General features: G+C 45.0%; 13 protein-coding genes, 4 tRNA genes and 3 rRNA genes. 17 read left to right on the forward strand and 3 right to left on the reverse strand.

What is annotated here, in order from left to right; genetic code table 11:
- Nucleotides 1–69: 69 nt before the first annotated feature.
- Complete coding sequence (locus NSS76_RS03005; RefSeq protein ID WP_341080672.1) at nucleotides 70–1089, forward strand: S66 family peptidase; 1020 nt, start codon at nucleotides 70–72, stop codon at nucleotides 1087–1089.
- 35 nt (nucleotides 1090–1124) lie between these two features.
- On the opposite strand, the gene gltP is transcribed toward NSS76_RS03005, so the two are convergent.
- On the reverse strand, nucleotides 1125–2375 hold the full coding sequence (gene gltP / locus NSS76_RS03010) for a glutamate-aspartate/proton symporter GltP (protein WP_024425437.1): 1251 nt from the start codon (nucleotides 2373–2375) through the stop codon (nucleotides 1125–1127).
- Nucleotides 2376–2744: 369 nt separating this feature from the next.
- Between gltP and NSS76_RS03015 the strand changes: the two genes are divergently transcribed.
- The 12 genes from NSS76_RS03015 to tsaD all read left to right on the forward strand — a co-directional run bounded on the left by NSS76_RS03015 (nucleotide 2745) and on the right by tsaD (nucleotide 11985).
- Nucleotides 2745–2821 (forward strand) — tRNA-Arg (locus NSS76_RS03015).
- An 11-nt stretch (nucleotides 2822–2832) separates the two neighbouring features.
- A tRNA-Gly gene (locus NSS76_RS03020) sits at nucleotides 2833–2906 on the forward strand.
- Nucleotides 2907–3083: 177 nt separating this feature from the next.
- Nucleotides 3084–4632: ribosomal RNA gene (locus NSS76_RS03025) — 16S ribosomal RNA — on the forward strand.
- Nucleotides 4633–4814: 182 nt separating this feature from the next.
- Nucleotides 4815–7745, forward strand: a 23S ribosomal RNA gene (locus NSS76_RS03030).
- A 61-nt stretch (nucleotides 7746–7806) separates the two neighbouring features.
- A 5S ribosomal RNA gene (gene rrf, locus NSS76_RS03035) occupies nucleotides 7807–7922 on the forward strand.
- The 16S, 23S and 5S rRNA genes sit together here with 4 tRNA genes alongside, the layout of an rRNA operon.
- Before the next feature lie 18 nt (nucleotides 7923–7940).
- Nucleotides 7941–8017 (forward strand) — tRNA-Met (locus NSS76_RS03040).
- A 4-nt stretch (nucleotides 8018–8021) separates the two neighbouring features.
- Nucleotides 8022–8098 (forward strand) — tRNA-Asp (locus NSS76_RS03045).
- 274 nt (nucleotides 8099–8372) lie between these two features.
- Complete coding sequence (thiL, locus tag NSS76_RS03050; protein ID WP_247721764.1) at nucleotides 8373–9350, forward strand: thiamine-phosphate kinase; 978 nt, start codon at nucleotides 8373–8375, stop codon at nucleotides 9348–9350.
- A 13-nt stretch (nucleotides 9351–9363) separates the two neighbouring features.
- Nucleotides 9364–9840, forward strand: coding sequence for a tRNA (adenosine(37)-N6)-threonylcarbamoyltransferase complex ATPase subunit type 1 TsaE (gene tsaE, locus NSS76_RS03055; protein WP_034622161.1), 477 nt, complete (start codon nucleotides 9364–9366; stop codon nucleotides 9838–9840).
- Nucleotides 9821–10510 (forward strand): tRNA (adenosine(37)-N6)-threonylcarbamoyltransferase complex dimerization subunit type 1 TsaB, encoded by a 690-nt coding sequence (gene tsaB, locus NSS76_RS03060; protein ID WP_270125909.1) that lies wholly within the window; start codon nucleotides 9821–9823, stop codon nucleotides 10508–10510. The genes tsaE and tsaB overlap by 20 nt, the downstream gene beginning before the upstream one ends.
- A gap of 25 nt (nucleotides 10511–10535) precedes the next feature.
- Nucleotides 10536–10964 carry a ribosomal protein S18-alanine N-acetyltransferase gene (gene rimI, locus NSS76_RS03065; protein ID WP_024424460.1) on the forward strand — a complete coding sequence of 143 codons (429 nt, stop codon included), beginning with the start codon at nucleotides 10536–10538 and terminating at the stop codon, nucleotides 10962–10964.
- Nucleotides 10957–11985: a tRNA (adenosine(37)-N6)-threonylcarbamoyltransferase complex transferase subunit TsaD gene (gene tsaD / locus NSS76_RS03070; protein ID WP_024424461.1), complete on the forward strand. Its 1029-nt coding sequence runs from the start codon at nucleotides 10957–10959 to the stop codon at nucleotides 11983–11985. Before rimI ends, tsaD begins: the two co-directional genes overlap by 8 nt.
- A gap of 268 nt (nucleotides 11986–12253) precedes the next feature.
- On the opposite strand, the gene NSS76_RS03075 is transcribed toward tsaD, so the two are convergent.
- The gene (locus NSS76_RS03075; protein WP_056767476.1) at nucleotides 12254–14176 is read right to left on the reverse strand and encodes an ABC-F family ATP-binding cassette domain-containing protein; all 1923 of its coding nucleotides are present in this window, start codon (nucleotides 14174–14176) and stop codon (nucleotides 12254–12256) included.
- A gap of 138 nt (nucleotides 14177–14314) precedes the next feature.
- On the opposite strand from NSS76_RS03075, the gene moaC reads away from it, so the two are divergent.
- Genes moaC through tatC form a run of 4 tightly spaced genes read left to right on the forward strand, consistent with a single transcriptional unit; the run spans nucleotide 14315 to nucleotide 16447 of the window.
- Entirely contained in the window at nucleotides 14315–14806 is a 492-nt protein-coding gene (gene moaC / locus NSS76_RS03080) for a cyclic pyranopterin monophosphate synthase MoaC (protein WP_024424463.1), read from the forward strand.
- A 15-nt stretch (nucleotides 14807–14821) separates the two neighbouring features.
- Nucleotides 14822–15475: a redox-sensing transcriptional repressor Rex gene (locus NSS76_RS03085; RefSeq protein ID WP_008355687.1), complete on the forward strand. Its 654-nt coding sequence runs from the start codon at nucleotides 14822–14824 to the stop codon at nucleotides 15473–15475.
- Between the two features lie 27 nt (nucleotides 15476–15502).
- Entirely contained in the window at nucleotides 15503–15682 is a 180-nt protein-coding gene (locus NSS76_RS03090; RefSeq protein ID WP_008355689.1) for a twin-arginine translocase TatA/TatE family subunit, read from the forward strand.
- A gap of 6 nt (nucleotides 15683–15688) precedes the next feature.
- Entirely contained in the window at nucleotides 15689–16447 is a 759-nt protein-coding gene (gene tatC, locus NSS76_RS03095) for a twin-arginine translocase subunit TatC (RefSeq protein WP_073204051.1), read from the forward strand.
- Nucleotides 16448–16485: 38 nt separating this feature from the next.
- Here tatC and NSS76_RS03100 read toward each other — a convergent pair whose 3' ends face one another.
- Nucleotides 16486–17112 carry an NUDIX hydrolase gene (locus NSS76_RS03100; RefSeq protein WP_024424465.1) on the reverse strand — a complete coding sequence of 209 codons (627 nt, stop codon included), beginning with the start codon at nucleotides 17110–17112 and terminating at the stop codon, nucleotides 16486–16488.
- Between the last annotated feature and the right edge of the window lie 50 nt (nucleotides 17113–17162).

The following is a 17162-nucleotide window of genomic DNA, read 5'->3' on the forward strand; positions in this document are numbered from 1 at the left end:
TGTCCCTTATAAAAGGGGCATTTTCTTTAAAATGGACAGGGAAGAGAGTAGAGGTTGGGGGGAAGCAGAATGATACAATATCCGCATTTGCAAAAAGGACAAACAATTGGCGTCACAGCACCTTCCTCAGGTGTACAGCCATCTTTACATAACATGTTTCAACTTTCATGTGAACGAATGAAACATAGAGGATACGATGTCATATGTGGAGAGACGGTCTGGCAGCAGGAAAAGGCAAAATCTGCGCCTGCGATAGAACGAGCAAACGAACTTCAGTACATGATGACATGTGAGGAGATTGATCACATCATCCCGCCATGGGGAGGACAGCTGCTTATGGAGGTATTAGAGCACCTGGATTTCTCATCGATGAAGAAAAAGTGGATTCTTGGTTACTCTGATACGAGTGCACTTCTGCTGGCGTTGACATTAAAAACAGGCATTGCCACAGCGCATGGACCGAACTTAGTCGATCTTCAGGGAGAAGAGCTTGATCAAACGACTGTTATGTGGGAAGAAGTACTTTCAACAAAAGAAGAAATGGACATAAGCCAGTTTTCTTCATCTATGTATCAAAAGGAATGGCAGCGTGACGATCCGATTAAACATGTCTTTCATTTAACAGAACCGACCGCTTGGCATACGGTTGATCAACAAGAAAAGATGGTAAAGGGCAGACTGCTGGGTGGCTGCATTGATGTCATACGTCATTTAGCAGGGACACCTTATGGGGACGTCAAAACTTTTCAAAAAACATTCATAAAAGATGAACCGATTCTCTGGTATTTCGAAAACTGCGAATTAAATGCTGCAAGCGTGAAGAGATCGCTTGTTCAATTAAAACTAGCAGGTTGGTTTGATCACTGTTCAGGTATAATGTTTGGGCGTAGTGCAGTAAATGTGCCTGTTGAAGGGTATCAGTATCAGGATGTATATGAAGAATTACAAAAGGAATTACAAATCCCCATTTTTTACGACATAGATTGTGGGCATGTCCCGCCGCAAATGACGCTGATTAATGGGGCATATGCAGAAGTACAGCTGCATCCTCAAGGAAAAGCCGTACTAAAGCAAACATTTTTAGCATAAAAAAGGAAAGGGCGAACCCTTTCCTTCATATCACATTACATCCCTTTTGTTTCTTCACCTGCTTTTGGAACTTCCCACGCCGACTCACGGAATACTTTTTCCCATTTAGATACGACAATACATGCAACGGCATGCCCTGGAACATTCACGCCTGTTCGTGCCATATCCATAATTCGGTCAACACCGGCTATGATGGCAACGCCTTCTGCGGGAAGACCTACTGCATGAGCGGTTGCCAAAAGAACAACGAGTGAACCGGATGGCACAGCTGCAATACCTTTACTCGTTAACACAAGAACAAGCATCATTAAAAGCTGCTGTGACAGACTCATGTCGACACCAAACGCTTGTGCAAGGAATACGCAGGCAACCGATAAATATAAACTTGATCCGTCACAATTGAGAGAAAGACCAGATGGAATGACAAAAGAAACGATTCTTTTTGGACACCCGTATTTCTCCATTCGTTCCATCAATTGAGGAAGGACAGTTTCAGTGCTCGTAGTAGAGAAGGCAACAAGGAACAAATCCCAAATCATTTTTAATACTTCGAAGTAGTTAAAACGGAAGATCAGTGCGACCAGAGGGAATAAAGCAAAGAGAATAATGAATAATCCTAAAAATACTGTTCCGACAAGCTTCATCATTGGGATTAATAAAACAATGCCATATTGGCCGACAGAAGCAGCCATTAATGCAAGAACCCCAATAGGTGCTGTCACCATCACCATCTGTGTGAGCTTAAACATAATTTGTGCCACTGATTCAAAGAAGGTGAGAACAGGAGCAGAGGCTTTACCGATGCCGCTTGCCGCTACACCAAATAAGATGGCGAAGAAAATGACAGCAAGTAAATCATTCTGAGCCATAACATCGACGATATTGGTTGGAATGATATCTAATACCATTTGTTTAAAGTCAACGACCTTCTCCGTATAACCATCTAATTCCCCAATATCTTTCTTAGCTAATTTAGAGAAATCGAGGCCAACGCCAGGCTTTAGCCCATTTGCCAATAATAGCCCGATCCCAAGAACAATGGTTGTGATGACCTCAAACCAAATGATCGTTTTTAATCCAAGGCTGCCCATTTTCTTCATGCCGCCGCTGCCGGCTGCACCAATAACAATGGTAGAGAACACGATTGGAACAACGATCATTTTAATCAGCCTGATGAATCCATCTCCAATTGGCCTGAGGGCCATTCCGAAGTCAGGGAAGAAATGGCCGATAAGAGCTCCTATCACCAAAGCGATCATGATTTGAAAAGCGATAAACTTTTTCATCATCTCCTACCTCCTTTAAATGCTTGGAAAAATATTAAGAATTTTCCAATAAATAAAAATTCTATGTGGCCATGTTTTGTCCTCCTTTGTATTTAGAAAGATTTTATTTAAGAATCATTGGAATTATGAAGAAAGAGAAGAAAATAGGGCTATTACATGTCTATTGATCTAAGAAAAAATCAATTTTAAAAAACATGAAACTTTTTTAGAAAAATGTATTGACCCTTTTATGTGATCCGTGGTATATTTTTATTCGTCGCTGATGACGTATTTGAAACACAGACGTTTACACGCATGCGGCAAACAAATTTTAAAAAGATGTTGACTTAATAAAAACGATATGTTAAGATAATTAAGTCGCCTGATTAAGCGCCCGTAGCTCAATTGGATAGAGCGTTTGACTACGGATCAAAAGGTTAGGGGTTCGACTCCTCTCGGGCGCGCCAATACAAACCACGCGGGTGTAGTTTAGTGGTAAAACCTCAGCCTTCCAAGCTGATGTCGTGAGTTCGATTCTCATCACCCGCTCCATTTTTGAACATGATCTTTGAAAACTAAACAAGACAAAACGTACCTGTTAATTCGATTTTTTATAAAAAAACCCTATGATACTTCATAGGTAGTCAGTCAAACTGGCGAGGCAGGAAGTGATCACATGCTAAGTTCGCTACATCGTGTAGCAACGCATGTGTGATATGCATCCTGCATACCTCGGAGAGTTTGATCCTGGCTCAGGACGAACGCTGGCGGCGTGCCTAATACATGCAAGTCGAGCGGACAGAAGGGAGCTTGCTCCCGGATGTTAGCGGCGGACGGGTGAGTAACACGTGGGTAACCTGCCTGTAAGACTGGGATAACTCCGGGAAACCGGAGCTAATACCGGATAGTTCCTTGAACCGCATGGTTCAAGGATGAAAGACGGTTTCGGCTGTCACTTACAGATGGACCCGCGGCGCATTAGCTAGTTGGTGGGGTAATGGCTCACCAAGGCGACGATGCGTAGCCGACCTGAGAGGGTGATCGGCCACACTGGGACTGAGACACGGCCCAGACTCCTACGGGAGGCAGCAGTAGGGAATCTTCCGCAATGGACGAAAGTCTGACGGAGCAACGCCGCGTGAGTGATGAAGGTTTTCGGATCGTAAAGCTCTGTTGTTAGGGAAGAACAAGTGCGAGAGTAACTGCTCGCACCTTGACGGTACCTAACCAGAAAGCCACGGCTAACTACGTGCCAGCAGCCGCGGTAATACGTAGGTGGCAAGCGTTGTCCGGAATTATTGGGCGTAAAGGGCTCGCAGGCGGTTTCTTAAGTCTGATGTGAAAGCCCCCGGCTCAACCGGGGAGGGTCATTGGAAACTGGGAAACTTGAGTGCAGAAGAGGAGAGTGGAATTCCACGTGTAGCGGTGAAATGCGTAGAGATGTGGAGGAACACCAGTGGCGAAGGCGACTCTCTGGTCTGTAACTGACGCTGAGGAGCGAAAGCGTGGGGAGCGAACAGGATTAGATACCCTGGTAGTCCACGCCGTAAACGATGAGTGCTAAGTGTTAGGGGGTTTCCGCCCCTTAGTGCTGCAGCTAACGCATTAAGCACTCCGCCTGGGGAGTACGGTCGCAAGACTGAAACTCAAAGGAATTGACGGGGGCCCGCACAAGCGGTGGAGCATGTGGTTTAATTCGAAGCAACGCGAAGAACCTTACCAGGTCTTGACATCCTCTGACAACCCTAGAGATAGGGCTTTCCCTTCGGGGACAGAGTGACAGGTGGTGCATGGTTGTCGTCAGCTCGTGTCGTGAGATGTTGGGTTAAGTCCCGCAACGAGCGCAACCCTTGATCTTAGTTGCCAGCATTCAGTTGGGCACTCTAAGGTGACTGCCGGTGACAAACCGGAGGAAGGTGGGGATGACGTCAAATCATCATGCCCCTTATGACCTGGGCTACACACGTGCTACAATGGACAGAACAAAGGGCTGCAAGACCGCAAGGTTTAGCCAATCCCATAAATCTGTTCTCAGTTCGGATCGCAGTCTGCAACTCGACTGCGTGAAGCTGGAATCGCTAGTAATCGCGGATCAGCATGCCGCGGTGAATACGTTCCCGGGCCTTGTACACACCGCCCGTCACACCACGAGAGTTTGCAACACCCGAAGTCGGTGAGGTAACCTTTATGGAGCCAGCCGCCGAAGGTGGGGCAGATGATTGGGGTGAAGTCGTAACAAGGTAGCCGTATCGGAAGGTGCGGCTGGATCACCTCCTTTCTAAGGATATATGGAGCAGCGTACGTTTTCGTCTTGTTTAGTTTTGAAGGATCATTCCTTCAAAACATGTCTCTAGCGAGACAGGATTGTTCTTTGAAAACTAGATAACAATAAGTAATACATTCACATTGAATGCAATGCAAAGTTCATCACACATAGTGATTCTTTCTAAAGTAAGAAATGGTTAAGTTAGAAAGGGCGCACGGTGGATGCCTTGGCACTAGGAGCCGATGAAGGACGGGACGAACACCGATATGCTTCGGGGAGCTGTAAGCAAGCTTTGATCCGGAGATTTCCGAATGGGGAAACCCACTGCTCGTAATGGAGTAGTATCCATACTTGAATACATAGAGTATGAGAAGGCATACCCGGGGAACTGAAACATCTAAGTACCCGGAGGAAGAGAAAGCAAATGCGATTCCCTGAGTAGCGGCGAGCGAAACGGGAACAGCCCAAACCAAGAGGCTTGCCTCTTGGGGTTGTAGGACACTCTATACGGAGTTACAAAGGAATGATATAAGCGAAGAGGTCTGGAAAGGCCCGCCAAAGAAGGTAACAGCCCTGTAACTGAAATGTTATTCTCTCCAGAGTGGATCCTGAGTACGGCGGAACACGTGAAATTCCGTCGGAATCCGGGAGGACCATCTCCCAAGGCTAAATACTCCCTAGTGACCGATAGTGAACCAGTACCGTGAGGGAAAGGTGAAAAGCACCCCGGAAGGGGAGTGAAATAGATCCTGAAACCGTGTGCCTACAAGTAGTCAGAGCCCGTTAACGGGTGATGGCGTGCCTTTTGTAGAATGAACCGGCGAGTTACGATCCCGTGCAAGGTTAAGCAGAAGATGCGGAGCCGCAGCGAAAGCGAGTCTGAATAGGGCGCATGAGTACGTGGTCGTAGACCCGAAACCAGGTGATCTACCCATGTCCAGGGTGAAGTTCAGGTAACACTGAATGGAGGCCCGAACCCACGCACGTTGAAAAGTGCGGGGATGAGGTGTGGGTAGGGGTGAAATGCCAATCGAACCTGGAGATAGCTGGTTCTCTCCGAAATAGCTTTAGGGCTAGCCTCAAGGTAAGAGTCTCGGAGGTAGAGCACTGATTGGACTAGGGGCCCCTACCGGGTTACCGAATTCAGTCAAACTCCGAATGCCGATGACTTATCCTTGGGAGTCAGACTGCGAGTGATAAGATCCGTAGTCGAAAGGGAAACAGCCCAGACCGCCAGCTAAGGTCCCAAAGTATACGTTAAGTGGAAAAGGATGTGGAGTTGCTTAGACAACCAGGATGTTGGCTTAGAAGCAGCCACCATTTAAAGAGTGCGTAATAGCTCACTGGTCGAGTGACTCTGCGCCGAAAATGTACCGGGGCTAAACGTATCACCGAAGCTGCGGACTGTTCTTACGAACAGTGGTAGGAGAGCGTTCTAAGGGCTGTGAAGCCAGACCGGAAGGACTGGTGGAGCGCTTAGAAGTGAGAATGCCGGTATGAGTAGCGAAAGACGGGTGAGAATCCCGTCCACCGAATGCCTAAGGTTTCCTGAGGAAGGCTCGTCCGCTCAGGGTTAGTCGGGACCTAAGCCGAGGCCGAAAGGCGTAGGCGATGGACAACAGGTTGATATTCCTGTACCACCTCCTCACCATTTGAGCAATGGGGGGACGCAGGAGGATAGGGCAAGCGCGGTATTGGATATCCGCGTCCAAGCAGTTAGGCTGGGAAATAGGCAAATCCGTTTCCCGTAAAGGCTGAGCTGTGATGGCGAGCGAAATTTAGTAGCGAAGTTCCTGATTCCACACTGCCAAGAAAAGCCTCTAGCGAGGTGAGAGGTGCCCGTACCGCAAACCGACACAGGTAGGCGAGGAGAGAATCCTAAGGTGATCGAGAGAACTCTCGTTAAGGAACTCGGCAAAATGACCCCGTAACTTCGGGAGAAGGGGTGCTTCTTAGGGTGTTAAAGCCCCGAGAAGCCGCAGTGAATAGGCCCAGGCGACTGTTTAGCAAAAACACAGGTCTCTGCGAAGCCGTAAGGCGAAGTATAGGGGCTGACGCCTGCCCGGTGCTGGAAGGTTAAGAGGAGCGCTTAGCGTAAGCGAAGGTGCGAATTGAAGCCCCAGTAAACGGCGGCCGTAACTATAACGGTCCTAAGGTAGCGAAATTCCTTGTCGGGTAAGTTCCGACCCGCACGAAAGGCGCAACGATCTGGGCACTGTCTCAACGAGAGACTCGGTGAAATTATAGTACCTGTGAAGATGCAGGTTACCCGCGACAGGACGGAAAGACCCCGTGGAGCTTTACTGCAGCCTGATATTGAATGTTGGTACAGCTTGTACAGGATAGGTAGGAGCCTTGGAAACCGGAGCGCTAGCTTCGGTGGAGGCATCGGTGGGATACTACCCTGGCTGTATTGACCTTCTAACCCGCTGCCCTTATCGGGCAGGGAGACAGTGTCAGGTGGGCAGTTTGACTGGGGCGGTCGCCTCCTAAAATGTAACGGAGGCGCCCAAAGGTTCCCTCAGAATGGTTGGAAATCATTCGCAGAGTGTAAAGGCACAAGGGAGCTTGACTGCGAGACCTACAAGTCGAGCAGGGACGAAAGTCGGGCTTAGTGATCCGGTGGTTCCGCATGGAAGGGCCATCGCTCAACGGATAAAAGCTACCCCGGGGATAACAGGCTTATCTCCCCCAAGAGTCCACATCGACGGGGAGGTTTGGCACCTCGATGTCGGCTCATCGCATCCTGGGGCTGTAGTCGGTCCCAAGGGTTGGGCTGTTCGCCCATTAAAGCGGTACGCGAGCTGGGTTCAGAACGTCGTGAGACAGTTCGGTCCCTATCCGTCGCGGGCGCAGGAAATTTGAGAGGAGCTGTCCTTAGTACGAGAGGACCGGGATGGACGCACCGCTGGTGTACCAGTTGTTCTGCCAAGGGCATCGCTGGGTAGCTATGTGCGGACGGGATAAGTGCTGAAAGCATCTAAGCATGAAGCCCCCCTCAAGATGAGATTTCCCATTCCGCAAGGAAGTAAGATCCCTGAAAGATGATCAGGTTGATAGGTCTGAGGTGGAAGCGTGGTGACACGTGGAGCTGACAGATACTAATAGATCGAGGACTTAACCTATATTCTATTGTGAAGCATGAACATTGTTATCTAGTTTTGAGAGAACATTCTCTCCATCAGGTTTGGTGGCGATAGCGAAGAGGTCACACCCGTTCCCATACCGAACACGGAAGTTAAGCTCTTCAGCGCCGATGGTAGTTGGGGGTTTCCCCCTGTGAGAGTAGGACGCCGCCAAGCTTGTTATCTTTATATCATCGCGGGGTGGAGCAGTTCGGTAGCTCGTCGGGCTCATAACCCGAAGGTCGCAGGTTCAAATCCTGCCCCCGCAACCAAAATGGTCCGGTAGTTCAGTTGGTTAGAATGCCTGCCTGTCACGCAGGAGGTCGCGGGTTCGAGTCCCGTCCGGACCGCCATTTTTATGACTTGTAAACGAAAACGTATAGTTTCGTTTTTTTTTTATGTCTTTTTCTTTCTAGAAGTACCCAAGATGCAATGAAATGATATGTGTTTGGCTACACTATAAGAAAGAAAAGATAGATTACTTCAACTCAGCCTGGTTTTTTCACACCAGGCTTTCTTTATATCATTTTTAGTTGGAACTGAGACTTATATTCGCTACACTAATACTAACTGTGTTTGACCTCATGTCTACTTAACCAATTGATTGCAAGAAGGGGCTGTCTTTTTATGGATGAATTTGATCTTATTCGCCGAATCACACCAAAAGATACATATCAGCGCTCTTTGATCATGGGCATCGGTGATGATGCAAGTGTTTATCAACCTCATTCACATTGTGAAGAGGTCGTTTGTGTTGATACAATGGTGGAGCATGTTCATTTTCGTTTTGACTTTTCAACACCATTTGAAGTTGGCTTTAAAGCACTGGCAGTCAATGTTAGTGACATCGCTGCAATGGGAGGGACCCCAAAATATTATCTTGTTTCAATTGCGATCCCGCCTCATGGTGATGAGACAATTGTTACGGAGCTTTATGAGGGAATGAAAGCGTTGGCTGACTCTTATCATATGGATTTGATTGGTGGAGATACAGTGGCCACCCGCAGTGACTTTGTCATTACCGTGACGGTCATTGGTGAGGTTTCAAAGGGAACAGCTTGTTATCGTCACAGTGCTCAGACTGGAGACGTTGTCTTTGTCACAGGTGAACTCGGTTCATCAGCTGCTGGGTTATCAATCTTAATGAACGAAGCAGCTCCTTCTAAGGCGGTCGATGCTGATTTTTTTCTTAAGCGTCATAAAATGCCTCAGCCTCATATTGCTGCTGGACACATTTGTTCAAGTTTCCCGCGGGTCACCTTGAATGATGTGAGTGATGGATTAGCGAGTGAGTTGAATGAGATAGCCGAAGCGAGCCGTGTGATGATCGAGATAGAAGCTGATAAGCTTCCAATTCATCCAGATTTACAGGTGCTGCGCAAAGACTGGCTTGAATGGGTGTTGTTTGGTGGAGAAGATTTTGTTTTAACTGGTACGATACCAGAATGTGATTGGGAAAGCTTTGAATCGCAATGTCAAAAAGAAGGCATTCAGGTCACACGTATTGGACAAGTCAAAGATGATCAAGCAGCCAGTGTTATGTTAAAAGACAATGATCAACAAACAATGTTAATGAAAAAAGGATATAATCATTTTAAGAAATGAGGTGACATCAACGGTGAAATTAACATGGACGACAAAAGGTGCGGATGAGACGAAACGAATTGCCGCTGCATTGGCCAAACTTGTGATGCCAGGCGATGTATTGACATTAGAAGGAGATTTAGGTGCAGGCAAAACCACTTTTTCAAAAGGTTTTGCGGAAGGCTTAGGAATTACCCGTATCGTCAACAGCCCCACCTTTACAATTATTAAAGAATATACCGATGGCAGACTGCCACTATATCATATGGACGTGTACCGCATGGAAGATGCAGAAGAAGAGATCGGCCTCGAAGAATATTTTGAGGGTGAAGGTGTATGCTTGGTTGAATGGGCACATCTTATTGAACCTCAATTGCCTTCTTCCTATTTAAAAATTGAAATGCTGAGAACAGAACGTGAAGAAGAACGGCATCTCACGTTTGATGCAAAAGGGGAGCGTTATGAGACCCTTTGTAAGGAGATGAAAAAATTTGACCATACTGGCCATTGATACATCAAACCATACACTAGGAATTGCTCTTGTAAGAGATTTCACTGTAATAGGCGAGAGCATCACATACTTAAAAAAGAACCATTCCGTCCGAGCGATGCCCACTGTTGAAGCATTGATGAAAGAATGTGGTGTATCACCAAGCGAACTAAGCAAAATCGTTGTGGCAAAAGGACCTGGTTCTTACACTGGCGTCAGAATCGGGGTCACCATAGCAAAAACACTTTCTTGGACGCTGTCTATCCCGATATCGGCTGTTTCGAGTTTAGAAACACTTGCGGCAAATGGTCAATATTTTGATGGGTATATTTCACCTCTATTTGATGCGAGAAGAGGACAAGTTTATACCGGACTTTATTCGTTTGAAAAGGGTAAGATCAAAGAGGTCGAACCAGATCAAAATATCCTGCTCACGGATTGGCTTCATGAACTGAAGCAGGCAGGAAAGCCTGTTCTATTTCTTGGACAAGATGTGCATCTTCATGTAGAGAGCATTCGCTCTATTTTAGGAGAAACGGCTGTACTGGCAGATGGGACATTTCATAACCCAAGACCTTCAGTGCTTGCATTTTTAGGCGCAGATCGTCCTGCTGAAGATGTCCATCAGCTTGTTCCTAACTATATTCGTTTGGCAGAAGCGGAAGTGAAATGGCTTGAAGGACAAAAATAATCTTCACATAGCAAAGATACGACAAATGACAGTAGCGGATATTCCAGAGGTGTATACGATTGAAGTGCATTCGTTTACAGCGCCTTGGAAAAAGGAATCGTTTGTCTATGAGATTCTTCATAACCAATACAGCCATTATTTCCTCATTGAAGAAGATAAGCAGCCTGTTGGGTATTGCGGGGTCTGGATTGTCATGGACGATGCACAAATTACGAACATTGCGATTCTCCCTGAACATAGAGGAAAAGGCTACGGGGAAGCATTGCTTCGATATGTCATGGAATTTTGCAAAGAAAAAAAGACAGATCATCTTTCTTTAGAGGTGCGGGTTTCAAATACACCAGCACAATCCCTCTATGAAAAGCTCGGTTTCAGACCAGCTTCTATTCGAAAGAATTATTATACGGATAATGGAGAAGATGCATTAGTCATGTGGGTGAATATAAATGAGTGAACAAACAGATCGATTCATATTAGGTATAGAAACAAGCTGCGATGAAACAGCTGCGTCCATTGTCAAAAATGGAAATGAAATCGTGGCGAATGTGGTGGCCTCGCAAATAGACAGTCATAAACGATTTGGCGGAGTTGTACCCGAAATTGCTTCAAGGCATCACGTGGAGCAAGTCACCATCGTATTAGAAGAAGTGATGGCACAGGCGGGTATGAGCTTTAAGGATTTAGATGCGATTGCTGTCACAGAAGGACCTGGCCTCGTGGGTGCCTTGCTGATTGGTGTCAATGCAGCAAAGGCACTGAGCTTTGCCCATCAAATTCCTCTTGTTGGTGTTCATCATATTGCAGGGCATATTTATGCAAACCAGCTTGTTGATGAATTGGAGTTCCCATGTTTAGCTCTTGTTGTCTCCGGCGGACATACTGAGCTTGTTTTAATGAAGGAGCATGGATCTTTTGAGGTCATCGGAGAAACTTTAGATGATGCAGCTGGAGAAGCGTACGATAAAGTGGCCCGGACGATGGGTCTCCCGTACCCAGGCGGACCTCATATTGATCGGTTAGCACATGAAGGAGAGCCGACAATTAAGCTTCCTCGTGCATGGCTTGAAGAAGGGTCTTATCACTTTAGCTTCAGTGGTTTAAAATCAGCTGTGATCAATACCTTACACAATGCGTCACAAAAGGGAGAAACGATTGCCCCAGAGGATTTGGCCGCAAGTTTTCAAGCAAGCGTCATTGAGGTGCTTGTTGGGAAAACATTGAAAGCGGCTGAAGCCTATGGCGTGAAGCAGGTCGTTCTAGCTGGAGGAGTCGCTGCCAATAAAGGACTAAGAAAAGCTTTAACCTCAGCATTTACGAAGCTGCCAGAAGTGAAAGTCATTATTCCGCCATTATCTCTTTGCACAGACAATGCAGCCATGATCGCTGCCGCTGGAACCATTGCGTTTGAAAAAGGAATCAGAAGCGATATGGCGATGAATGGCCAGCCAGGATTGCCGCTAGTCTCATATGAATAAAAACTCCTGTGGATGACAGGGGTTTTTATTTTTTATGAAAGCGATTTATTCACATGTAAACGTTATATATCCACAATTGTTAGAAAATTTTGTTTTAAAATGAAGAGGATGTGTATAAATATGATCTTTTTTGTGGATATGTGATTAAAACTCTGTGGATAAAGTGGATAAGTCTAATGTGTTTAAGAATAATCAAGAAGTTATTGTGGGTATCATTGTGGATAATAAATTTTCTTTGAAAGAAAAAGAGTACCTTTTAGGGCACTCTTTAAGCTTCTGAAAGCTCTTCCCACTCCGCAAAAAGTGATTCCAGCTCTTGATTGAGCGTATCATTTTCTGTTTGAATGGATTGGACCTTCTCGTGATCTTGAAAAATATTAGGATCACATAGCAGCTGTTCATTTTCACCGAGCTTGTCTTCGACGACAGCAATGCGTTCTTCAATTTCTTCGATTCTGCGCTGCTTTTGTCTTTCTTTCTTTTTCAGTTCTTTTTCTTCCGCATAAGAAAGCTTTGCCTTTTCTGCTGGCTGTGCAGCTTGTTTTTTAAGCGGCTCATTTTCTTGAAGTGCTTCCAGCTCTAATTGTTCATTTTTCTTTTCAAGATAGTAGTCATAATCACCGAGATATTCTCTTGTTTCTGTAGGCGACAGCTCAAATACTTTCGTAGCAAGACGATTGATAAAATAACGATCATGCGAGACAAATAAGATGGTTCCTGGATAATCGATTAGTGCATTCTCTAAAATTTCCTTACTATCTAAGTCCAGATGGTTTGTCGGCTCATCAAGAATAAGAAAATTGGCTTTTTGGAGCATCAGCTTTGCCAGTGCAAGGCGTGCTTTTTCTCCACCGCTTAATGCATGGACAGGCTTTAAAACGTCATCACCGGAAAAAAGGAAGTTTCCTAAACATGTCCGAATTTCTTTTTCATTCATATGAGGATAGTCATCCCAAAGCTCATTGAGCACTTTTTTCGAGGATGTCAGTTTGGCTTGCTCTTGGTCATAGTAGCCGATCGTGACATGAGATCCAAAAGTGATGTCGCCTTTTACTGGTGTTAATGTGTTCGTTAACGTTTTTAAAAGGGTTGATTTCCCGATCCCGTTAGGACCAATGAGTGCCACACTATCCTCGCGTTTAATCTGAAAAGAAAGAGAGGATAGGAGCGGTGTTTTTTCATCATAACGAATATCGAGATCATGTACCTTCAGCACATCATTGCCGCTTTGTCTCGTAATATCAAAATGAAAGTTTGCGGATTTTTCGTCACCTAAAGGCTTATCTAAACGATCCATCCGTTCGAGCTGCTTGCGCCTGCTTTGAGCGCGCTTTGTGGTTGAAGCTCTTGCCAGGTTGCGATCCACGAAATCCTGAAGCTTTGAGATCTCTTCTTGCTGCTTTTCGTATAGTTTCATATCCCGCTCGAGCTGCTCTGCTTTCAGCTCAAGATACTTACTATAGTTCCCTGCAAACTTTTTCATCGAAGTTCTTGAGACTTCATAGACGTGGTTTACGACTTTGTCTAAGAAATAGCGGTCATGGGACACGATGAGAATGGCACCTGTATAATTTTGCAAATACTGCTCCAGCCATGATAAGGTATCAATATCTAAATGGTTGGTCGGCTCATCCAGAATTAAGAGTTCTGGTTTCATTAATAAGAGCTTTCCAAGCGCTAGACGGGTTTTCTGACCGCCGCTTAAGGATTGGACGGTTGTCTCATCTTCAAAATGACTAAAGCCGAGTCCATGTAGAATGGAGCGGACATCTGCTTCATATTGATAGCCGCCTTGATCTTTAAATTCCTGCTGCAGCCTGTCATAGGTTTTCATCAAGACATCCAGCTCAGAACCTGTGGAAGAAGCCATTTTCTCCTCAATGGTTCTCATCTCTTGTTCCATCACTTTTAAATGATCAAAAACCGATAATAATTCGTCCTTTAACGTACGTGTAGACGTCACATCGGTATGCTGTGCTAAATAGCCGATCGATAGGTCTTTTGGTTTGATGATCTCACCTTGCTCGTAAGACATTTGACCGGCAATGATTTTCAAAAGCGTGGATTTGCCTGCGCCGTTACGACCTACAATGGCAATGCGATCCCTTGCTTTGACTTCCAATTTTATATTCGTTAAAACGGTATCAGCGCCAAACGATTTGGACAGCTGATTCACTTGTAGAATCATCATGTAACTTCACCTCTGCTATAATATGTTAAGTGTAGCTTATCAGCAGTAAACCGGCAAATGTTACATACAATCGCCATATTCAAATGAAAGACAGATAGGAAAAAATAGTGTATCATTTGAGTGAGGGAGCGTTGAAAGATGAGTCAATTTAGCCACTTTAACGAACAGGGAAGAGCAAAGATGGTCGACATTAGTGACAAATCGTCTACAGTGAGAACCGCCGTTGCTGTTTCAAGTGTTCGTATGATAAAAGAAGTGTTTCATAAAATAGAGCAACGTGAAATTGGAAAAGGGGATGTGCTGTCTGTTGCACAGGTTGCTGGCATCATGGCAGCAAAGCAAACATCTACCATCATTCCAATGTGTCATCCGCTTGCACTAAAAGGCGTGGATATCTCCTTTCATTGGGAGGAAGACGGAAATGCGCACATCCTGAACATACAAGTGCAGGTAAAAACAAAAGGAAGTACGGGTGTGGAGATGGAAGCGCTCACTTCTGCTTCAGTATGTGCACTGACCGTTTACGACATGTGCAAAGCGATTGATAAAGGCATGATCATCGGTCCTACCTATCTAATTGAAAAGACAGGCGGGAAAAACGGTGATTTTCACAGAGCATCTGATATTTAAGTTGGAGGACCTTATATGAATATAGATCAGTCAAAAATTCCACAAGCGACAGCCAAACGTTTGCCGCTATACTACCGTTTTTTAAAAAATCTGCATGCATCAGGAAAACAAAGGGTGTCATCAGCAGAGCTTAGTGATGCAGTCAAAGTGGATTCTGCTACCATTCGCCGAGATTTTTCGTACTTTGGTGCACTTGGGAAGAAAGGGTACGGCTATAATGTCGATTATCTCTTGACCTTCTTCAGAAAGACCCTTGACCAAGATGAAATGACCAATGTCATGCTCATCGGTGTCGGGAATTTAGGGACTGCCTTTTTACACTATAATTTCATAAAAAATAATAATACAAAAATTTCAATGGCTTTTGACGTCAATGAGAGTAAAATAGGAAGTGAGATAGGCGGCGTGCCTGTCTATGATTTGGATAAGCTTGAAGAGCATGTTCAAGAGGTAGGAGATATCCCTGTTGCGATTTTGACAGTACCTGCCGTAGCAGCTCAATCCATTACAGATCGTTTGATTGCCCTTGGCATCAAAGGAATCCTTAACTTTACGCCGGCTCGATTGAATGTGCCGGAACACATTCGAATTCATCATATAGATTTGGCGGTTGAACTTCAGTCTCTTGTGTATTTCTTAAAGCATTACTCTGTTACGCAGGAGGACTGACGAAAAGGGGTAAAGGGGGTGGAGCAAATGGGTCCGATCGGTCCTGGGAGTTTGATTCTGATTGCGATTGTAGCGCTCATTATTTTTGGGCCGAAAAAGCTTCCTGAATTAGGAAGAGCAGCAGGAGATACATTACGTGAATTCAAAAATGCCACAAAAGGCTTAGCTGATGATCAGGAAGAAAAAAAGAAAAAAGAAGATCAGTAGAATAGGATGAGCTTCATGAATGTCAAAGATATGCCGCTTATGGAGCATATTGTGGAACTGCGAAAACGTTTAGTGATCATTGCGATGTTTTTTGTCGCCTTTATGGTGGCTGGTTTTTTTCTCGCTAAGCCGGTCATTGTGTATTTACAAAATACCGATGAAGCGGCAACACTTACGCTGAACGCATTTAAGCTTACAGATCCACTGTACGTGTTTATGCAGTTCGCATTTGTCATTGCTTTGGTTTTGACGTGTCCCGTTATTTTATATCAGCTGTGGGCGTTTGTGAGTCCAGGCTTATATGAGAAAGAAAGAAAGGTGACACTTGCTTACATTCCGATTGCACTGCTTTTATTTTTGAGCGGTGTGGCTTTCTCTTATTTTATTTTGTTTCCGTTTGTCGTCGACTTTATGATGCGAATGTCGAATGATTTAAATGTAGAGCAAGTCATTGGGATTCATGAGTATTTTACATTTCTGATGCAGTTAACACTTCCATTTGGCTTTTTGTTTCAGATGCCCGTCGTGTTGATGTTTCTCACAAGACTTGGCATCATCACACCGATGTTTTTATCAAAAATACGGAAGTATGCCTATTTTGTCCTCCTTGTCATTGCCGCACTCATTACACCGCCAGAGCTTGTTTCTCACCTCATGGTCACCTTGCCAATGCTCGTTTTATATGAAGTGAGCATTATCATTTCAAGAGTGACCTACCGCAAAATGCAGCAAACAGAGGAGAAAGAAAGTCATTATGTCTCATAAAAAAGCATCATGATCCAATGAGGATCACGATGCTTTTTCTATTGTGAAAGAAATTGATTGATCGCATGAAAGAGGTGCTCATAATAGGCGTGCTCATACTGGATAAAATCATGAACACCCACTTCGATGCTTTCTTCACGTCGTTCTTCGTTTGCATCAACTTGAAAGCCCTCGATTCGAATTCTTTCACAAGTTCCTGTCAACAGCTGCTGTGCATCAAGCAGCTTGGCTCTGTACAGACCAGCGACTTCTTCTTTCTGTAGATAAACTTCCATGTACTTTTCTTGATACATATAAAGGTACACATGGCAGAACTCACGGTCGATAAACGGAGGCATATGGATTTCATCCTGTATGACACCTGCAAAGGTGAGGTCCTCAAAATGGATGGAAAGACCAAGCTCTTCTTCTACCTCTCTTAAGCCACCAGAAGGCTGTTCATCTGCGAGAAGATGGCCCGCTGCGGTGATATCAAACAGAGAAGGAAAATCCTTTTTTGCGGGACTTCTTAGCTGAAAATAGAGATATACGGTGCCATGCTCTTTTTTAAGAAGCCAGAAATGAAATGTTTCATGCCAAAGACCTTGGGCGTGGACATCTGAACGAGCGGCAGCTCCAATCGTTTCATGTTGATCATTGAAGATGCGAAGTTTTTCATGTTCCATAAAGATACATCCTCCATAAAAAAACCATTTTCCAACCGCGGAAAATGGTT

Source organism: Bacillus sp. FSL R5-0654 (genome assembly GCF_038008745.1).
GTDB lineage: Bacteria > Bacillota > Bacilli > Bacillales > Bacillaceae > Bacillus > Bacillus safensis.

What these genes read in the sequence shown, in the direction of transcription:
- rimI (WP_024424460.1), top strand. Translation starts at nt 10,536, where the DNA reads ATGACAGTAGCGGATATTCCAGAGGTGTATACGATTGAAGTGCATTCG.
- tsaD (WP_024424461.1), top strand. Translation starts at nt 10,957, where the DNA reads ATGAGTGAACAAACAGATCGATTCATATTAGGTATAGAAACAAGCTGC.
- tatC (WP_073204051.1), top strand. Translation starts at nt 15,689, where the DNA reads ATGAGCTTCATGAATGTCAAAGATATGCCGCTTATGGAGCATATTGTG.
- NSS76_RS03100 (WP_024424465.1), bottom strand. Translation starts at nt 17,112, where the DNA reads ATGGAACATGAAAAACTTCGCATCTTCAATGATCAACATGAAACGATT.
- NSS76_RS03075 (WP_056767476.1), bottom strand. Translation starts at nt 14,176, where the DNA reads ATGATGATTCTACAAGTGAATCAGCTGTCCAAATCGTTTGGCGCTGAT.
- thiL (WP_247721764.1), top strand. Translation starts at nt 8,373, where the DNA reads ATGGATGAATTTGATCTTATTCGCCGAATCACACCAAAAGATACATAT.
- gltP (WP_024425437.1), bottom strand. Translation starts at nt 2,375, where the DNA reads ATGAAAAAGTTTATCGCTTTTCAAATCATGATCGCTTTGGTGATAGGA.
- NSS76_RS03005 (WP_341080672.1), top strand. Translation starts at nt 70, where the DNA reads ATGATACAATATCCGCATTTGCAAAAAGGACAAACAATTGGCGTCACA.
- moaC (WP_024424463.1), top strand. Translation starts at nt 14,315, where the DNA reads ATGAGTCAATTTAGCCACTTTAACGAACAGGGAAGAGCAAAGATGGTC.
- NSS76_RS03085 (WP_008355687.1), top strand. Translation starts at nt 14,822, where the DNA reads ATGAATATAGATCAGTCAAAAATTCCACAAGCGACAGCCAAACGTTTG.
- NSS76_RS03090 (WP_008355689.1), top strand. Translation starts at nt 15,503, where the DNA reads ATGGGTCCGATCGGTCCTGGGAGTTTGATTCTGATTGCGATTGTAGCG.